Origin of the sequence: Pacificibacter marinus, assembly GCF_018860505.1 — a bacterium.
In the GTDB taxonomy this organism is placed as follows: domain Bacteria; phylum Pseudomonadota; class Alphaproteobacteria; order Rhodobacterales; family Rhodobacteraceae; genus Celeribacter; species Celeribacter marinus_B.
Map to the genome: position 1 here is coordinate 420,766 of NZ_JAHKPU010000019.1, position 15,703 is coordinate 436,468.

Annotated in this window: 18 protein-coding genes and 1 tRNA gene; 11 read left to right on the plus strand and 8 right to left on the minus strand. The window is 51.6% G+C overall.

The window, feature by feature from the left end:
- Window positions 1-11: 11 nt before the first annotated feature.
- From KO503_RS07255 to KO503_RS07290, 8 genes are all read left to right on the plus strand, one after another.
- A complete protein-coding gene (locus KO503_RS07255) occupies window positions 12-464 on the plus strand; it encodes a low molecular weight phosphatase family protein (protein ID WP_215990865.1) in 453 nt (150 codons plus the stop codon).
- Between the two features lie 184 nt (window positions 465-648).
- Window positions 649-867 (plus strand): translation initiation factor IF-1, encoded by a 219-nt coding sequence (gene infA, locus KO503_RS07260; protein WP_009573923.1) that lies wholly within the window; start codon window positions 649-651, stop codon window positions 865-867.
- A gap of 19 nt (window positions 868-886) precedes the next feature.
- Window positions 887-1,465 (plus strand): Maf family protein, encoded by a 579-nt coding sequence (locus tag KO503_RS07265; protein WP_215990866.1) that lies wholly within the window; start codon window positions 887-889, stop codon window positions 1,463-1,465.
- The gene (locus KO503_RS07270; RefSeq protein ID WP_215990867.1) at window positions 1,462-2,505 is read left to right on the plus strand and encodes a ribonuclease E/G; all 1,044 of its coding nucleotides are present in this window, start codon (window positions 1,462-1,464) and stop codon (window positions 2,503-2,505) included. The genes KO503_RS07265 and KO503_RS07270 overlap by 4 nt, the downstream gene beginning before the upstream one ends.
- Window positions 2,502-2,720: a DNA gyrase inhibitor YacG gene (locus tag KO503_RS07275; RefSeq protein WP_215990868.1), complete on the plus strand. Its 219-nt coding sequence runs from the start codon at window positions 2,502-2,504 to the stop codon at window positions 2,718-2,720. Before KO503_RS07270 ends, KO503_RS07275 begins: the two co-directional genes overlap by 4 nt.
- Before the next feature lie 79 nt (window positions 2,721-2,799).
- Window positions 2,800-2,874: transfer RNA gene (locus KO503_RS07280), tRNA-Phe, on the plus strand.
- Window positions 2,875-3,207: 333 nt separating this feature from the next.
- Window positions 3,208-3,810 carry an exopolysaccharide biosynthesis protein gene (locus KO503_RS07285; protein WP_215990869.1) on the plus strand — a complete coding sequence of 201 codons (603 nt, stop codon included), beginning with the start codon at window positions 3,208-3,210 and terminating at the stop codon, window positions 3,808-3,810.
- Window positions 3,811-3,909: 99 nt separating this feature from the next.
- Window positions 3,910-4,779 carry a PRC-barrel domain-containing protein gene (locus KO503_RS07290; RefSeq protein WP_215990870.1) on the plus strand — a complete coding sequence of 290 codons (870 nt, stop codon included), beginning with the start codon at window positions 3,910-3,912 and terminating at the stop codon, window positions 4,777-4,779.
- A gap of 136 nt (window positions 4,780-4,915) precedes the next feature.
- Here KO503_RS07290 and KO503_RS07295 read toward each other — a convergent pair whose 3' ends face one another.
- The 4 genes from KO503_RS07295 to KO503_RS07310 are packed head-to-tail and all read right to left on the minus strand — an operon-like array spanning window position 4,916 to window position 8,964.
- Window positions 4,916-6,466, minus strand: coding sequence for a phospholipase D family protein (locus KO503_RS07295; protein WP_215990871.1), 1,551 nt, complete (start codon window positions 6,464-6,466; stop codon window positions 4,916-4,918).
- 17 nt (window positions 6,467-6,483) lie between these two features.
- Window positions 6,484-8,232 (minus strand): sensor histidine kinase, encoded by a 1,749-nt coding sequence (locus KO503_RS07300; RefSeq protein ID WP_215990872.1) that lies wholly within the window; start codon window positions 8,230-8,232, stop codon window positions 6,484-6,486.
- The gene (locus KO503_RS07305; protein ID WP_215990873.1) at window positions 8,229-8,819 is read right to left on the minus strand and encodes an RNA polymerase sigma factor; all 591 of its coding nucleotides are present in this window, start codon (window positions 8,817-8,819) and stop codon (window positions 8,229-8,231) included. The genes KO503_RS07300 and KO503_RS07305 overlap by 4 nt, the downstream gene beginning before the upstream one ends.
- Complete coding sequence (locus KO503_RS07310; RefSeq protein WP_354667576.1) at window positions 8,812-8,964, minus strand: NepR family anti-sigma factor; 153 nt, start codon at window positions 8,962-8,964, stop codon at window positions 8,812-8,814. Before KO503_RS07310 ends, KO503_RS07305 begins: the two co-directional genes overlap by 8 nt.
- Window positions 8,965-9,067: 103 nt before the next feature.
- On the opposite strand from KO503_RS07310, the gene KO503_RS07315 reads away from it, so the two are divergent.
- The gene (locus KO503_RS07315; RefSeq protein ID WP_215990874.1) at window positions 9,068-9,880 is read left to right on the plus strand and encodes a response regulator; all 813 of its coding nucleotides are present in this window, start codon (window positions 9,068-9,070) and stop codon (window positions 9,878-9,880) included.
- Window positions 9,881-10,069: 189 nt separating this feature from the next.
- On the opposite strand, the gene KO503_RS07320 is transcribed toward KO503_RS07315, so the two are convergent.
- Entirely contained in the window at window positions 10,070-10,243 is a 174-nt protein-coding gene (locus tag KO503_RS07320; RefSeq protein ID WP_215990875.1) for a DUF1328 domain-containing protein, read from the minus strand.
- A gap of 163 nt (window positions 10,244-10,406) precedes the next feature.
- Here KO503_RS07320 and KO503_RS07325 point away from each other — a divergent pair, with 163 nt between their 5' ends.
- Both KO503_RS07325 and KO503_RS07330 read left to right on the plus strand, forming a co-directional pair.
- Window positions 10,407-10,733, plus strand: a complete 327-nt coding sequence (locus tag KO503_RS07325; RefSeq protein WP_215990876.1) for a DUF883 family protein — start codon at window positions 10,407-10,409, stop codon at window positions 10,731-10,733.
- Window positions 10,734-10,741: 8 nt separating this feature from the next.
- Complete coding sequence (locus KO503_RS07330; protein ID WP_215990877.1) at window positions 10,742-11,080, plus strand: phage holin family protein; 339 nt, start codon at window positions 10,742-10,744, stop codon at window positions 11,078-11,080.
- Between the two features lie 460 nt (window positions 11,081-11,540).
- On the opposite strand, the gene aldA is transcribed toward KO503_RS07330, so the two are convergent.
- The 3 genes from aldA to KO503_RS07345 form a co-directional block, all read right to left on the minus strand.
- The gene (gene aldA, locus KO503_RS07335; RefSeq protein WP_215990878.1) at window positions 11,541-12,977 is read right to left on the minus strand and encodes an aldehyde dehydrogenase; all 1,437 of its coding nucleotides are present in this window, start codon (window positions 12,975-12,977) and stop codon (window positions 11,541-11,543) included.
- 85 nt (window positions 12,978-13,062) lie between these two features.
- Window positions 13,063-14,133, minus strand: coding sequence for an ABC transporter ATP-binding protein (locus tag KO503_RS07340; protein WP_215990879.1), 1,071 nt, complete (start codon window positions 14,131-14,133; stop codon window positions 13,063-13,065).
- Window positions 14,134-14,182: 49 nt separating this feature from the next.
- Window positions 14,183-15,691 (minus strand): sulfatase, encoded by a 1,509-nt coding sequence (locus tag KO503_RS07345; RefSeq protein WP_215990880.1) that lies wholly within the window; start codon window positions 15,689-15,691, stop codon window positions 14,183-14,185.
- Window positions 15,692-15,703: the final 12 nt, after the last annotated feature.

Genomic DNA, 15,703 nt, shown 5'->3' on the forward strand with positions numbered 1-15,703 from the left:
TGGCGACAAAAATGCCCAGTTCGATCCTATTTTGCTGCGATCATAATGCATTGCGATCGCCTATGGCCGAAGCCATGATGAAGCAGCTTTATGGCACCGACGCCTACGTCCAATCCGCAGGTGTCATGAACGATTTGGATATCGATGGTTTTGCCGTCTACGTGTGTCAAGAAATCGGAGTTGAATTGTCACGCCACAAAGCACGGTCGTTTCAAGATTTGCAAGAGATTGGCGAACACATGTCATCTTATGATCTGATCATCGCGCTCTCGCCCGCGTCGCATCACAAAGCGTTAAACCTGACCAAGCTGTTTCATATCGATGTCGAATACTGGCCCATCACGGACCCAACGGGTTCAGGTGAAAATCGCGAGACCAAACTCGACGCTTATCGCAGCACCCGTGATCAAATTAAAACGCGTATGATCGAACGCTTCGGCCCGCCCAAACATCCTACGCCCTAGATTCGATAGGTTTTGATGCTTCAAATGGGGGGTAAATTTCCATTTTCTGTTGCTCAGGCGACAGATTTGGTAAAAAAGCATCCTAAAATCCCCACCCTGCCCTAAATGACGCTTGAAAAGCGCAAGCCAAAGGCGCATTTACTGCACGCCCACACTATGGTGGGTGAATTTTACAGGAGTGAACATGGCCAAGGAAGAAATGCTCGAATTTCCCGGTGTCGTTAAGGAACTCTTGCCGAACGCGACATTCCTGGTCGAGCTGGAAAACGGCCATACGATCATCGCTCACACGGCAGGCAAAATGCGTAAGAACCGTATCCGCGTTCTCGCAGGTGACAAAGTTCAAGTCGAAATGACGCCATACGATCTGACCAAGGGTCGGATCAATTACCGCTTCCGTTAATCGGATCGCAGCGGTTCACATGAAACTGATCCTCGGTTCAGGCAGCCCGCGCCGGAAGGAACTTCTGGCGCAGCTCGGCCTTACCCCCGATGACATCCGGTCTCCTGACATTGATGAGACGCCCCTCAAAGGTGAATTGCCGCGCCCTTATTGCGCGCGCATGGCCCGCGAAAAGGCGCAAGCCGTGCCCCGTGCAAAAGACGAAGTTGTCTTATGCGCGGATACCACTGTTGCCCTTGGGCGTCGCGTCATGGGAAAACCACAAGACGAAAAAGAAGCCGCAGAATTTTTGCTGGCCATGTCTGGGCGTCGCCACAAGGTGATCACTGCCGTGGCCGTGGCGCGTGGTGATTTGGTCTATGAGGCCGATGTCGTCACAGTCGTGAAAATGAAGCGTCTGTCTGATGTTGAGCTCAACACCTATTTGGCTTCAAACGATTGGCAAGGCAAAGCGGGCGGCTATGGCATCCAAGGGCTTGCGGGGGCGTTTATCCCGTGGATCCAAGGCAGCTATTCCGCCGTGATGGGCCTGCCTGTGGCTGAAACAGCCACCCTGCTCACCGCAGCTGGCTACCCCGTATACGGAGATCCCTCATGATCGGTACAGTCATCGCCCTAGGCATGATCAAAGACCAAAAAGCCGCCGCCTATATCATAGACGGCCGCTTGGAAGATCTCATTGTTGACGCCTCTGGCGACGATGCTCCGCCCGCGATTGGCTCGATTTATCGTGCCCGTGGTGGACGGATGCTCAAAGGCATGGGCGGCGCGATGCTGGACATGCCAAATAATGAGAGCGCTTATTTGAAAGGCAACAAAGGCCTAAAACCCGGCGCCCCAATGCTGGTGCAGGTCACGCATATGTCCGAGGATGGCAAAGCCGTTCCGGTCACAACGCGTCTGATTTTCAAATCGAAATATGCCATCATCACGCCTGACGCGCCAGGCTTGAACATTTCGCGCGCGATTCGCGACGACGACGAGTTGCTGCGCCTGCATGATCTGGCCAATGCGGGTATGGAAGACGCGAACGATACCATGGGGCTTATTTTACGGTCAGCCTGTGATGGTGCAGACAGCGCGGAGATCGCCGATGACATCGCCAATATGCGCGGTCTGGCCGAAGCTGTGACCGCCGACGTGGCAGGCAACCCTGAATTGTTGCTTGATGGTCCTGATGCTTGGGATGCAGCTTGGCGCGACTGGGACAAGCCCGATGTATTTGACGACTCCGAGGACGCCTTTGACAATTACGGCGTTTACGAGTTGATCGATGATGTGATTTCCACACGTGTATCGCTGAAAACCGGTGGTCACGCCTATATCGAACCGACCCGCGCTTTGGTCTCGGTCGATGTGAACACAGGTGGTGAGTTTTCTGCCGCTGCGGGCCTGAAAGCCAATATGGCACTGGCCCGTGATTTGCCGCGTCAGCTACGCCTGCGCGGTCTTGCCGGCCAAATCACCATCGACTTGGCCCCTATGCCGAAAAAAGAACACCGTGCCTTTGAACAATCCCTGCGTGCGGCCTTCAAAGCCGATGGGTCTGAAGTCGTTTTGGCGGGTTTCACCCCCTTGGGTCACTACGAGATCCAAAAGAAACGCGAGCGTGTTCCTCTTCAGGACATCCTGAAATGAGTTGTCCGATCTGTCAAAAAGAGGGCGATGTCAAATATCGCCCTTTTTGCTCGAAACGTTGCGCTGATGTTGATCTTTCCCGTTGGCTAAGCGGGACTTACGCCGTGCCAAGTATGCGTGAAGAAGACCCAGAAGAGGTCATGCGCGCCTATGAGGAAAGCCAACGTGATGCTCAAAATGGTCTGTTGGATAGCTTTATAAAAAAACCCCACTAAATGTGCACTTTACCTCTGGACACCACCCGTAACGAAGACTAAACAACGCGAACCCAGAACGCGCAAGTGTTCATCCGGTGCCCGGGTAGCTCAGGGGTAGAGCAGTGGATTGAAAATCCTCGTGTCGGTGGTTCGATTCCGCCCCTGGGCACCATTTTTAAACTCTTTCATTACAGTATCTTACTATGCATTCAGCTTCGGCTGAATTTGCCAAGGTTTCATTGTACTTTAGCTCAGTGGCAAACCAGTAGCGCAAAAAGCCTTAGCTATAAATTGCAGTTTGATAATTTGACCCACCCCATTGCCGTTAGCGCAGGCGGGTCCGCTTTTGTGGTGCCCCATAGTGATGCATAGATCACGCACAGCATAGAATTTGCACAGGCCGCTCGACCAAATGCACGCCTCAGCGGAACCTTTCATCCCCTCAAGCGTTTCTCAATGGTTATCCATTATTTAAATAAGCCGCGTTGCGCGAAAGGACCCTAGCATGTCAACCGACTCAGCCCCCTGCGATACTGTCAGCGGAATCGTCGATAAAGGCATAGAGGTCGCCCATGGGCGTGACCAAGTCTGCGTATCCCAGATCGTCGAAGCCTTGGGCAAGCAAGTGCTCTTATCAATGCTCATGCTACCTGCCTTGGCCGTGGTGACCCCGCTCAGCGGCATTCCGGGTCTTTCATCTCTCTGCGGCATCATCATTGCTCTTGTTGCATTGCAACTGCTTTTAGGCCGAGACACCATTTGGTTACCAAACTGGATGCTGCGCAAGAAATTGCCAGCTGCACGATTGGAAAAATCCGTCAAATGGTTCGGCACTATGGCACGATGGTTCGATAAAGTAAGCCGAGAGCGGTTATTGTTTTTGGTTGAAAAACCCGGGGCAATTTTGCCGCAATTGATGTGCGTCTTATCTGGCGCAGCTATGCCGTTTTTAGAACTTGTGCCCTTTAGCTCATCCATGTTGGGATTGGCGGTCAGCCTGTTTGCTGTGGGCTTGGTGATGCGCGATGGTCTATTTGTTTTGGCTGGCATTTTGATGGTCACAACCGCTGGCGGACTGGTCACCTTTTTGGCGGGTCTGATATTTTAATTCAAAAATGTTGGGAACGGATTTGGATGGAGCCGCGTTATTACTTCAACCGAGCGGGACAAACCCGCCGGATGTGAAAACACCGTAAGGAGACATCAAATGCGTACTATGATTACTTCCAGCGCCATCGCACTTATGCTTGCAACACCAGCACTTGCGACATCTGTTGACACACCCAAAGACACAACGACAATGACCACAACCGCCGAAAGTCCGATCCAAGTCGAGACTTCGATCTTTTTGGAAAAAGCACAGGTGAACGATATGTTCGCCAGCGATTTGATTGGTAAATCCTTGTATGCCGCTGAACGCGATGCGACAGGAGCCAATAAAACTGCGCTTGACCAAGATTGGGATAACGTTGGTGAAATCAACGACTTGCTGCTTGGTGGTGACGGTGAAGTAAAAGCCGTACTGCTTGATATTGGCGGCTTCCTTGGCCTCGGCGAAAAAACAATTGCCGTGGATATGTCAGAACTGACTTTCATTCCTGACGAAGGTGCCGCAGGCGATTACTTTGTCACCGTGGCCTTGTCCCGCGACGCTCTTGAGGCTGCAGCTGAATTCACCCCTATCGATTTCGATGCGCCTGTAATGTCACTGGATCACCTGATGATGGGCGCGGCATGGGATCGCCCGACTTCTGAACGTGAGGGCTATGTCGAAGTGATGGATGACGACGTGATCGCAGCCGACTTGCAAGGCGCACCGATCTATGGCGCCAACGATGAACGCTTAGGCGAAGTTGAAGAATTGGTCATCAATGAGAACGGCAAAGTTGAAGCCGCATTTGTTGATATCGGCGGTTTTTTGGGGATGGGCGAGCACCGCATCGCGATGTCTTACGATGAATTGCAGATCATGAAAGATGCCGATGGTGACGATCTACATATCTTTGTCAGCGCCACACAAGAGCAATTGGAAGAACGCCCAGTGGAGACCCACATGGACGATGAAGTGACCAATTAAGAGATTACGCATTATCAGGCCGCCCAATTCGGGCGGCCTTTTATGTGTGGAGTTCTCATGTGTATGTGGAGTTCATAAAGTGGCCAACGTGTCAATCAGCCCCCCAAATGAGGTTGCGTTCAAACAGGTCTTCAGATCAAACCATCGGTTCAGGCACACCGATGACACGGCGACCAAACTTACGGGCTGGCGTCAAACGATACGGAACAATAAAGCCACGTTGATCTTTTGGGGTACAGGTTTCATTTTCTGCGGCCCACTCAGCCCAAGTCTGCTGCGCAATCCCAAGATCCCAGAAACTGTCGGGACTATTTTCGGGCAACCAATGTCCCAAAACCAGACGCCTCACCTGAGCGACATCTTGCGGATGTTCAAGTACAACCCCCGCCTCAGAATCCCAGTTTAAGCTACGGCCATTCAAATTTGCTGACGACACGATTGCAGTTGTATCATCAAAAACCGAGACCTTAGCATGGACGTAAACCAGCGGCGCACCAGACAGCTGCGCACGGTCTTCGTTTACGTCGTCGTCAGACATCGAGCGCGGCTGCACGGGCGATCCGACAAAAATCCGCGCCCCAAAGGCACGGCGCAACATAGCAATGCAACGCGCTTGTAGGCTTTCACCAAAACGCGCCTCAAGGGCGCCTGAACCGCGAAAGGCAACATCCTCTGGCGCGCCAGGCAAAATGACAATCAAGCGCAGGTCGGGATTGCTTTTGGCGGCGCGGCATAAGGCGCGCGCGATGCTGCGGTCCCGCAAAAATTGCGTTTCCAGATAGATCAGCTTCTCTGCCTGTGCGATGTGCTTTAGATGCGCAGCACGAATTTCTCGTAGCTTTGAGTAAGGTGAAATGAAAGCCCCAGCACGACGTCGCTGCGACAGACTGCGCACAAAAGCCTTTGGGGCCGCCGGCGGCTCTGCCCCAGAAACCATATCACCGAGCTGTAAAAGATAGTCCTGCCCTGCACGCGCCAACTCAGGATCGCTAAACATAAGCTGTACATCGTGCCAAGTTTGCTGAGCGGCTTGATCATGCTGCGGATTGTCATAGCGGCGATTATTGAGATCCAAACCACCGATGTACAACCGCATGCCATCAAAAACTGCGAGTTTATGGTGATGACTGACAGGGTGCTGATGCGGTATCGCACCCGCTCGTAACCTTGCTATGCCATCTGTCATTTGCACCCAAGGGCGAAGCCTTGGCGCAGTGGACAAAATATCTTCTCCAGCGTGATTAGCCTGCCGCAAAATAGCGCGTATTTTCTTGCGTGCGACAGGGGCAAAAATGAGACGCGGCACAGGGCCAATTTTAGCTGGATGTAGCAACGCGCAAAATGTAAATTTGCCAGCATGGGGTGCAAGCGTTTCCGCCAGCGCGTTCAGTTTTTTTAAGGATTCAGTCGTACCTCGATGCAAATCCGTTGCATTAATCGGATCAAAATCACCGATAAAAATCGATACATCAACACCTCTATCAAGCGTATGCCTTAAGAGATCAGACCATGTTTTCCCGATATCTCGCCCACGCTCAGATCGCAACGTTGTTTGCGGGTCAAAGACGCGAAACCCCAAAACTACCGTTTTTTGGGCGTCTAGAAATGCAGCCTCCAAAACTGGAAAAGCTTGTTGGGCGGTGATCAAAACCTCAAGGTCTTGAAGTTGTTTTGGAGGCTGTGCCATCTTCGATTTTATACGCCTCAATTGAGTGCTGAATAGTCATTATCGGTATGTGTTTCATCAAAGTTTGCAATCGGAAACTCAACGACAATTCTATAAAAGTCGCCCTCATCGTTTACCTCGAGTGTCCCACCGACCTGACGCGCGAATGCGCCAATCAAACCACGCCCAAGGCCCGTACCTTGAGCTTGTTCTGGCGGAATAATGGGCGTGCCTTTACTGTTTTCGATCGTCAAACAGGCCAGTTCAGGCGTGAGCTTTGCAAGACTCACCGTTATACAGGGCGCCCCACCGGCGGGGCGTCCAATATATTTCAAAGAGTTCGTGATACATTCAGAAGCCAGTAAAGACAAAGGCACAGCTTGATCTGGGTAGAGGATGATCGGGTCATATTTTTGCTCTGATTTCAGACGGATATCGTTAGGCAAGCCCGCCGACAGCAAGGTGCCGATGATGCTGCTTAACAATTCATCTGCACGTACGCGCCCTTCCGTGCTGGTTTCATACAGACTGCGATGCACCATCGAAATGCTCATCACGCGCCCCTGCACTTCTTTCAATGCGATGCGCGCCTCCGGACTACGCGCCTTACGCATTTTCATACTCACGATTGACGAGATCAATTGCAGGTTATTCTTAACACGGTGATGCACTTCTTTTAGCAACACGGTTTTATCGTGAATAGTACCTTCCAACTCAGCCTCATCACGCACGATTTTTTCAGCCAGATCCCGCCAAGCCTCATCAATTTCGCGCAACTCATAAGGGGCGTTTTCATCCACAAGACTTTCATTGTGACGCCGTGTTTGGGTGAAACGCCGCATATCACGGCCCAAACGACGGATGTGTTTGATCACCAACCTGTGCACAGCAAAATATGCGACGCCAAGACTGGTCAACCACATCACGATAGGAAAAATCATCGGTGTCGCCATGGACAACCCTGGTGCAACGGATAGGTTTGTACGCGACCAACTGCCAATGGCATAAATCTGGTTCGGCAAAATCGAAACGACAGCAAAAACGCGCCCTTCGCCACCACGGGTTTCCCCCGAAAAAGAGGTGCGCTTTTGCAAGGCAAGATCCGCCAACCGTTTGCCCGCCGGTAGATGTGTATTAACGTCTTTCAAACCGCCTTCTGCGCTCAACACTTCTCCGTCTTTGTTAAAGGTTACAAGCGTCACGGGGCGATCTTCGGGAAGGTTTTCACGGTTTACGCTCATTTCCCGATGCGGCAAAGAAACGGCGACATAACCTGAAAAAACATTGTCCCTATAAACTGGCGTTGACAGCACAATCACTGTGGTTTTGCTGATGGGGCCAAATCGCACAAGGTCACTGCGAACAGCCGGCTCTTTCAGCATGCCCAAATAAACTTCATTGTCAGTAAAGTCGAACCCTTCCATAGATGAGCCACATAGCAAAATACCATCAGAGCCAACAAACCCTGCGAAGGAAAAGTCTGAATTCTCGGCGATAAAGTTTGTAAAAACTTGACTACAGGTCTCAGAATCATCCACCACGGCCCCTATGACTGCGGCAAGGGCGTTTGAGCTGCCAAAGCCCGCTCGGATCAAGGATTCTTGAGTTTGAGCAGCCTGTGCCGTGAGTGCCAAAAGGGCGGCTTCGGCACGTTGATCGGCTGCCTGCCCAAATTGGTGGGTGAGGGAAACAGAAATCAATCCAATCGGAAAAAGCGCCAGAGACAAGAGCGCCGCTATGCGAAACCACAAGCGATGGATTATGCCAGTGCGGCGCACTTTTGTCATGCAACGTCTCCCCGCACAGGGCGCTCGGCCCCGAGTACAGCTTTGGTTTGTTGATCTGTTAAATCCAAAGGTTCGCCATCTTTCAGCTCTAGGATTTCGCCTAATTTTTGGCGTGCTCGGTTCACGCGACTTTTCACAGTCCCCAAGGCAACGCCACAAGTCAGCGCAGCTTCTTCGTAGGAAAACCCCATAGCCCCCACCAACATCAAGGCTTCGCGTTGTTCGGTCTTGAGTTGCACAAAGGCTTGTTCAAACTCTGCCATTGCAAGACGGCCATCGTGATCAGGTTTTTCAGATAGGGTAGCTGCAAAATTTCCGTCTGTGTCTTGGACTTCGCGTTTACGTTTACGTTGGTCGGAATAAAATGTGTTGCGCAAAATTGTAAACAGCCACGCACGCATGTTTGTTCCGGCTTGAAAACTGTTCAGATTTTCCCAAGCCTTCATGATCGCATCTTGCACCAAATCATCCGCATGACTGGAATTGCGCGTCAAACTGAGCGCAAAAGCACGCATCGCAGGCAAATGCTGGACGATTTCCTGCGATGGGTCGATCAAGGTTTGATCGGCATCCGCAATATCACCCATGACTTTCATCCTGCTGACGCAGCTTTTCAATCAGGTCCAAAAATCGATCTGGAACCTGTTCTTCGAGCGTCTTTTGATACACTTTGCGTAGATTTTCTTCGATTTGTTCTTCGAGAGAAGTTTTTGGCCCGTCTTGATCCATCATTCCGCCTAAATCCTACATCCATCAGATGTTTTTTCACATATTACGGAACCTAACGCATAAGGTCTGCGTTAGGTTCCAGAGAAAACACAAAAAGGACGAAAAAATGTCGACAGCTCCAACGGAGACCTCTTTGGCCACAGTCGTGGCAAACCTTTTGCCATACCTGCGCCGCTATGCTCGCGCCCTGACAGGAGATCAGGACACTGGAGACAAATACGCAGCTATCACGCTAGAGGCACTTTTGAGTGACCGCACTGTGTTTGAGCAAATCGAAAGCCCCAAAGTGGCGCTGTTTCACGTTTTTCACCTGATTTGGTCCAGCGCAGGCGCACCAACAGGCCAAGACGAAACGGGGATCGCCAAACGCGCGCAGGCTCATTTGCGTCGTTTGACACAAAACACCCGAGAGGCTCTCTTGCTGCGCACCATCGAAGGGTTCACTCTTGATGACATCGCGACAATCATGGCGACTGACATTGACGACGTGGACCACCTGCTGACTGTTGCGCAAAATGAAATGTCCGAAAGCGTTTGCGGTCGTGTGATGGTGATCGAAGATGAAGCCATTATCGCGCTTGATCTGCAAGGAATCGTATCTGACATGGGGCATAAAATCACTGGCGTGGCGACCACACGCACCGAAGCTCAAACACTATTCACACAAGACAAACCAGATTTGATCTTATCAGACATCCAATTGGCGGATGGGTCTAGCGGCATTGATGCGGTCAACGACATTTTGAAAACACATGCTGATGTGCCTGTGATTTTCATCACCGCCTTCCCTGAACGTTTGCTGACAGGCGACCGCCCAGAGCCCGCGTTCGTCATCACCAAACCTTATAGCGAAGACCAAGTGACCTCTGCCGTCAGCCAAGCAATGTTCTTTTCAAGCACAGAAACGCTTAACGCTTAAAAGCCAAATCAGTTTGCGCACTCAGCCAAGATTGAATGCGCAAATACTCAAGGTGCTCAGACATAAAAATACCCCGCCAGATCACTGTACGGGGTATTTTTACGTGCTCACGTATCATCACCCTATCTGGCGCAAATCTTTGGGGAGGAACTTAGATTTGCGCCAGTTAGGGCAATCGCAAAGACCCAATTAAACGGGCGGTTTACCACGCACTGCACGGGCAATCATCGCGACCACAAACAGGACAACGAATACAAAGAACAAGAACTGCGCAATCCCTGCAGAGGCACTGGCAATCCCGCCAAAGCCGAACACGCCGGCGATGAGTGCAACGATTAGAAAAGTAATGGCCCAACCTAACATAGCTATACTCCTATATGTATTTTACGCGCCGAATTGGCGCCTTCTGAGATACCAACGCAACGCGTCACGAATTGGTTCCAGCTTTTTATAATTCATTTTTTTGGGAACATTACTGGCCCACTCTGCGTTGAGTTTGCGAAACCAGATACAAAGGAGAGCCATCATGGCCCGCACTCAAACAGCTACCCCAGTTGAAAAAACAACCGCCGATTTGGAAAAACAAATAGCAACACTCAAAGCTGATGTCGCATCACTGACATCTACTTTGTCAGACTACGGACAGGCACAGACACACCAATTGAGTGAAGCCGCGTCAGAGACAATGGATGTCGCTCGTCAAAAAGGGATTGAGGCCGCAGAGCACGCGCGTCAACAAACCCGTGATGCGATCGCAACGGCAGAAAAAACCGTTCGCTCGAACCCCAGTGCCTCTGTAGGTGTCGCGGCAGCCGTAGGTTTTGTTGCGGGTATTTTGGCCACGCGTCGCTGAGGTGTAAAATGATAAACACCTTGCAAGAAAAAGCAGCCCAAGGCGCAAAACGCGCGGCTTGGGCGACGATGGGAACGGTATTGCTCTGTGTGGGGATTGCGTTTTTAACCACCGCCGCGTGGATGGTTCTAAGCACCCTGCAAGATACGTTATTTGCGGCATTGGTCATCGGCTTTGTCTACACAGGCCTCGGTGGCATTGCGGTCGCTCTAGGCGCCTCATCAAACCGCCCCCCCAAAAAAAGTGCCACTCCGCTTGCGCCCCCTGCTCGCAAGGACGACACATTTGAGCGGATGGCAGCTGCATTTTTAACAGGGTTTCAATCTGCGAAAGACTATCGTCGTTAAGCCTAACTTTGAATAGACATAGCAAACACAAAACGCCGAAGACGGAGTATTCCGACTTCGGCGTTTTGTCGTCTTTAGCCCACGTCATCAATCTTGCGATTATTCAGAAGCGACCTTTGCAATCTCATTCAGCAGCATGTCATAGGCGGATTTCCCGCCTACACCAGCCGCAGTGGTGGTCATAAGGCTCTTCGCGCCTATAGGGAGGGGCAAGAATCTGCTGCAAATTGACTGTTTATTCGGCTGTCGCGGTTTTAAAGTTCACGTTGCATCCACTATGGTCAAACCAGCAACGTCAACCGCATTCCACAAGTTACAGGTCGTTGGCTTCACGATAAGTAAAGCTCCATTGTCGGCACTCTGAGCCCTTTTGAAATGAGCTAACACTTCCGAAGGCCATCACAAAGGGGACATAAAAAGGTTCGGCACGCCAGCGTATGAGGGCGTGCCGAAAGCCAAATTACGTTTGCAAGTACACCATGTGGGTCTGTGTAAATTCTAATAGACCGTGCTTGCCATCAGCCCCACCGATGCCCGATTTGCGCACGCCTGCGTGGTAACCTTGCATCGCTTCAAAGTTGTTGCGATTGATGTAGGTCTCGCCAAATTTCAATTCATTCGCAGCCCGCATCGCGTTGCCGATATCATTCGTATAAATCGATGACGTCAAACCGTATTCACTGTCATTTGCGCGCGCAATTGCCTCATCCATACCACTGACGACATTGACAGGCAGCACTGGACCAAAGACCTCTTTTTGCATAATTTCAGCATCTTGCGCCACCCCAGTGATCACCGTTGGCTGATAATAGTTGCCGACAGGTGTATCGGCCACCGCGCCACCCGTGGTGACGGTGCCCCCCGCGGCAATGGCGCGTTCGACCATACCTGCCACTTTATCTAAGCCCTCTTTGTTGATCATTGGGCCGTAATCGACGGTACGATCTTTCATCGGGTCGCCAAATTTGGCGGCCGCCATGGCTTTGGTCAGCTTGGCCACAAATTCATCTTCGGCAGCGGCTTCGACATAGACGCGTTCGGCACAGTTACACACCTGGCCAGAATTGATCACGCGCGATGCGACAATGGCTGCGACCGCTTTGTCCATGTCAGCATCGGCCATCACAATCGCTGGCGCTTTGCCGCCCAATTCCAAATTGACCTTGGTGATATTATTCGCCGCAGCATGCATGATACGTGACCCTGTGCTAACAGAGCCTGTGAAGGTCAAAAGCCCAACATCAGGGTTGTCGCACAGTGCTGCCCCCGTCGAGCCCCCTGCCCCGTAGACAAAGTTCGCGACACCTTTGGGCAAATCGGTCTCGTCCATCAGTTTGGCGAACAAGGCCGCGTTGTTTGGGGTTTCTTCCGAGGGTTTGATGACGATGGTGTTGCCCGTCAACAGCGCTGGCGCCAATTTGCGCGCGATCAAGAAGAACGGGAAATTCCAAGGCAAAATACCGCCGACAACCCCAATCGCCTGACGGAACATAAAGATGTTTTCGCCTCGGTTGTCAGATGGCAGAATTTCGCCCTCCAAACGCCGCGCCCATTCAGCGGTGTAATCCATATAATCGGCGGTAAAATTGACCTCGACTTCGGCCAAGCCCATGGTTTTACCTTGCTCTTTCACAATCGTCTCGGCAAGCAGTGGCACGTTTTCACGCAGCTTTTGCGCGATGGCCCGCAAATGGCCAGCACGTTCAACCGCTGGCGTTGCTTCCCACGCGCGCTGTGCTGCTTTCGCAGAATCCACAGCATCGCCGACGATGCCGCCCTGCGTGTCTGGAATTTCAGACAGAGTTTCCCCCGTCGCAGGGTTTAGAACGGGGATCCATCCGCCGTCATTTGAATCAATAAAAGTGCCGTTGATGTAATTTTGATGACGCAGAGTCATAGCTATCTCTCCTTGTTATTCAATTTTCACTTCGAATACTGTTCGTTTTATTGCGCAACCCCAGTGGTATCCCTTGGGCCATGCTTCACGCGGCCTGAATGGCTTGACCGTTTGGTGCAAAAAAGAGGCATTTATTGGGGTTGATATTTAAGGTTGCAGTGGCGCCTTTGGCCAGTGGCAGGCGTTCGACAACCGACACGTTGACGATATTATCGCCAACACGCACCTCCAAAATCGTCCGCTCCCCCGTACATTCCATCGCCTCGACATCCCCTTCAGCGTTGGCAGTCTGAGCACCTTCGGCGATTGAGATATCTTCAGGGCGAATACCCATCGTCACCGGACCTGCTGCCCAAGTGTTCGGCTGCAAAGGCACCCGAATGCCATCAGCGACAAATGCGCTTTGCGAACCCGACTTGATTTCGCCTTTGATCAAATTGATCGGCGGCGACCCCACGAAGGCCGCAACAAATGTACTGCTTGGGTGATCATACAGCTCAAGCGGCGGGCCAAATTGTTCGATTTTGCCAGCGTTCATCAACATGATCCGATCCGCCATTGTCATAGCCTCGATCTGATCGTGGGTCACATAGATCGCGGTAGTGCCAAGTTCTTGCTGCAACGTGCGAATGTCAGAGCGCATTTGCACCCGTAATTTGGCGTCAAGATTGGACAGGGGTTCGTCAAACAAGAACACCTTGGGATCGCGCACAATCGCCCGCCCCATCGCAACACGCTGGCGTTGCCCGCCTGACAAGTCCTTTGGCTTGCGTTGCAGATAATCGCCCAAGTTGAGCATATCGGCTGCACGGCTCAGATGTTTCTTTTGCTCCGCGTCAGACATGCCCGCCAGTTCAAGCGGGAAACAGATGTTTTTTTCGACAGTCATATGCGGGTAGAGCGCATAGCTTTGAAACACCATGGCGATATCGCGATCCCGTGGCGAAAGATCGTTGACCACCTTGCCGCCAATTTCCACTTCGCCGGATGTGATATCTTCTAACCCTGCGATCATGCGCAGTAAGGTCGATTTCCCACAACCGCTTTCGCCCAAAATCGCCACGAACTCGCCCTCGTGGATCGAGGCATTTAAGCCATGCAGAACTGGAAACTCTCCGTAAGACTTTCGAACGTTCCTTAAAGTGACAAACGACATGTTTTCTCCTTGCAGTGTCTTTTGGATGTTTTAACGAGGGCGACCTCAGTTAAAATCCAAGTCTGGTGTACGCCTCTTGGGGCGCCGCATTCTTTTGCATTTGGTCTTTGATCTGGGCCGCAAGGCGCGCTTCTAAATCGGCATCTTGCAGAGGCGACAACTGGGCTGCATCTGTATCCAAATCAAACAGCACGCTGTTGCAATCTGCCATGCCACCCGGCCCGTGCGAATTGAACCAATGAGAGTTTTCATGCACAGGCACCCGCAACACAGGGAAACCATTGGCATAATTTAGATTCTCGCAAAACGTCGCTTGCTGCAACTCTTCTTTAGAAAAGGGCGCAAGCATATGCGCAGGCATCAACGTATATTCATTCAAATTCGTCGCCGACATATTTTCGGGATAGCGCATATAAGTGTAACGCCCATCCGTGACGTTCACAGCACCGCCGAAATAGCCGTAGATAATGACATCGCGCAGCTTTTCCTCAGGATTTTCCAATGTCGGCAATATCGACCGCGCGGTTGATCCGATGTCGCAAGGTTGCTCAAAGCAATCAAGCAAAGTCGGCATGATATCGATGGTCTGTGTCAGGGTTGCGCGGCGGGTGCCGGCCTGATCTGCATGATCGGGATGATGGACAAACAGCGGAATATGCGCGACTTCGTTGTAGCACGGCATCCGGTTTTTCGCCCACCATTCATGTTCGCCCAGCAAGAACCCGTGGTCAGTGGTCGCGATCAAAATCGTATCGTCCCACATGTTCAAGGCGTCCATCTTGTCCAATAGGCGTCCAAGCTGGGCATCGCAATGGGCGATCAAGGCTTTATAATTGTTCCGCAACAGCTCGTTTTCAGGCAAGCCATCAATGTAGCGATCATAATGCGGCCAATCGAAAATCGGTTCCTTATCGGTTTGAAATTCCGCGCGATATCCGGGAGGGGCCATGAAAGGTTCATGCGGATCAAAAGTTTCGATCTGCAACACCCAGTTGTCGGCTTTCGACTGGTCATCAAGAAATCGCTCAGCGTCGTCAAAACACTGGGTCGATGAAAAATCTTCTTCGCCTTCAATACGCTCGCGATTGGCCATGTTTTGCATTTGCAAAGACCCTGTCGTGAAGTTGTGCTGCTTTTCGTGGTACTGGCGTTTCCATTTCTCAATCGGCGGATCAAGCGTTGGCACCCATTTGTCGCCTTCTTGACCGCGCAAGAAATCATAGGAATCATAGCGTGTGTGATAGTTCCCCGCACCATCTTCAAAGTAATGATAATGGTCGGTGATCAGATGCGAATAGACGCCCTTATCACGCAGGGTTTCAAACACGGATGTGTCAAACGGCTCAAGCGGCCCCCAACTGCGATGCAGAAAACTGAGACGTCCTGTGTGAATGTCACGACGCGCAGGCATGCACGGCAGGCTGCCGACATAGTGATTGTCATAGGTCACGGTTTTTTGCGCCAAACGATCAAAGTTCGGCGTGGCAATTTCTGTGCCGCCATAACATTGCAAGGCATGGCGATTGAGGGAATCAAAGATGAGTAAAATGGCACGCATAAAGGTATTCCC

What these genes read in the sequence shown, in the direction of transcription:
- KO503_RS07255 (WP_215990865.1), top strand. Translation starts at nt 12, where the DNA reads ATGCCCAGTTCGATCCTATTTTGCTGCGATCATAATGCATTGCGATCG.
- infA (WP_009573923.1), top strand. Translation starts at nt 649, where the DNA reads ATGGCCAAGGAAGAAATGCTCGAATTTCCCGGTGTCGTTAAGGAACTC.
- KO503_RS07265 (WP_215990866.1), top strand. Translation starts at nt 887, where the DNA reads ATGAAACTGATCCTCGGTTCAGGCAGCCCGCGCCGGAAGGAACTTCTG.
- KO503_RS07270 (WP_215990867.1), top strand. Translation starts at nt 1,462, where the DNA reads ATGATCGGTACAGTCATCGCCCTAGGCATGATCAAAGACCAAAAAGCC.
- KO503_RS07275 (WP_215990868.1), top strand. Translation starts at nt 2,502, where the DNA reads ATGAGTTGTCCGATCTGTCAAAAAGAGGGCGATGTCAAATATCGCCCT.
- KO503_RS07285 (WP_215990869.1), top strand. Translation starts at nt 3,208, where the DNA reads ATGTCAACCGACTCAGCCCCCTGCGATACTGTCAGCGGAATCGTCGAT.
- KO503_RS07290 (WP_215990870.1), top strand. Translation starts at nt 3,910, where the DNA reads ATGCGTACTATGATTACTTCCAGCGCCATCGCACTTATGCTTGCAACA.
- KO503_RS07295 (WP_215990871.1), bottom strand. Translation starts at nt 6,466, where the DNA reads ATGGCACAGCCTCCAAAACAACTTCAAGACCTTGAGGTTTTGATCACC.
- KO503_RS07300 (WP_215990872.1), bottom strand. Translation starts at nt 8,232, where the DNA reads ATGACAAAAGTGCGCCGCACTGGCATAATCCATCGCTTGTGGTTTCGC.
- KO503_RS07305 (WP_215990873.1), bottom strand. Translation starts at nt 8,819, where the DNA reads ATGGGTGATATTGCGGATGCCGATCAAACCTTGATCGACCCATCGCAG.
- KO503_RS07310 (WP_354667576.1), bottom strand. Translation starts at nt 8,964, where the DNA reads ATGATGGATCAAGACGGGCCAAAAACTTCTCTCGAAGAACAAATCGAA.
- KO503_RS07315 (WP_215990874.1), top strand. Translation starts at nt 9,068, where the DNA reads ATGTCGACAGCTCCAACGGAGACCTCTTTGGCCACAGTCGTGGCAAAC.
- KO503_RS07320 (WP_215990875.1), bottom strand. Translation starts at nt 10,243, where the DNA reads ATGTTAGGTTGGGCCATTACTTTTCTAATCGTTGCACTCATCGCCGGC.
- KO503_RS07325 (WP_215990876.1), top strand. Translation starts at nt 10,407, where the DNA reads ATGGCCCGCACTCAAACAGCTACCCCAGTTGAAAAAACAACCGCCGAT.
- KO503_RS07330 (WP_215990877.1), top strand. Translation starts at nt 10,742, where the DNA reads ATGATAAACACCTTGCAAGAAAAAGCAGCCCAAGGCGCAAAACGCGCG.
- aldA (WP_215990878.1), bottom strand. Translation starts at nt 12,977, where the DNA reads ATGACTCTGCGTCATCAAAATTACATCAACGGCACTTTTATTGATTCA.
- KO503_RS07340 (WP_215990879.1), bottom strand. Translation starts at nt 14,133, where the DNA reads ATGTCGTTTGTCACTTTAAGGAACGTTCGAAAGTCTTACGGAGAGTTT.
- KO503_RS07345 (WP_215990880.1), bottom strand. Translation starts at nt 15,691, where the DNA reads ATGCGTGCCATTTTACTCATCTTTGATTCCCTCAATCGCCATGCCTTG.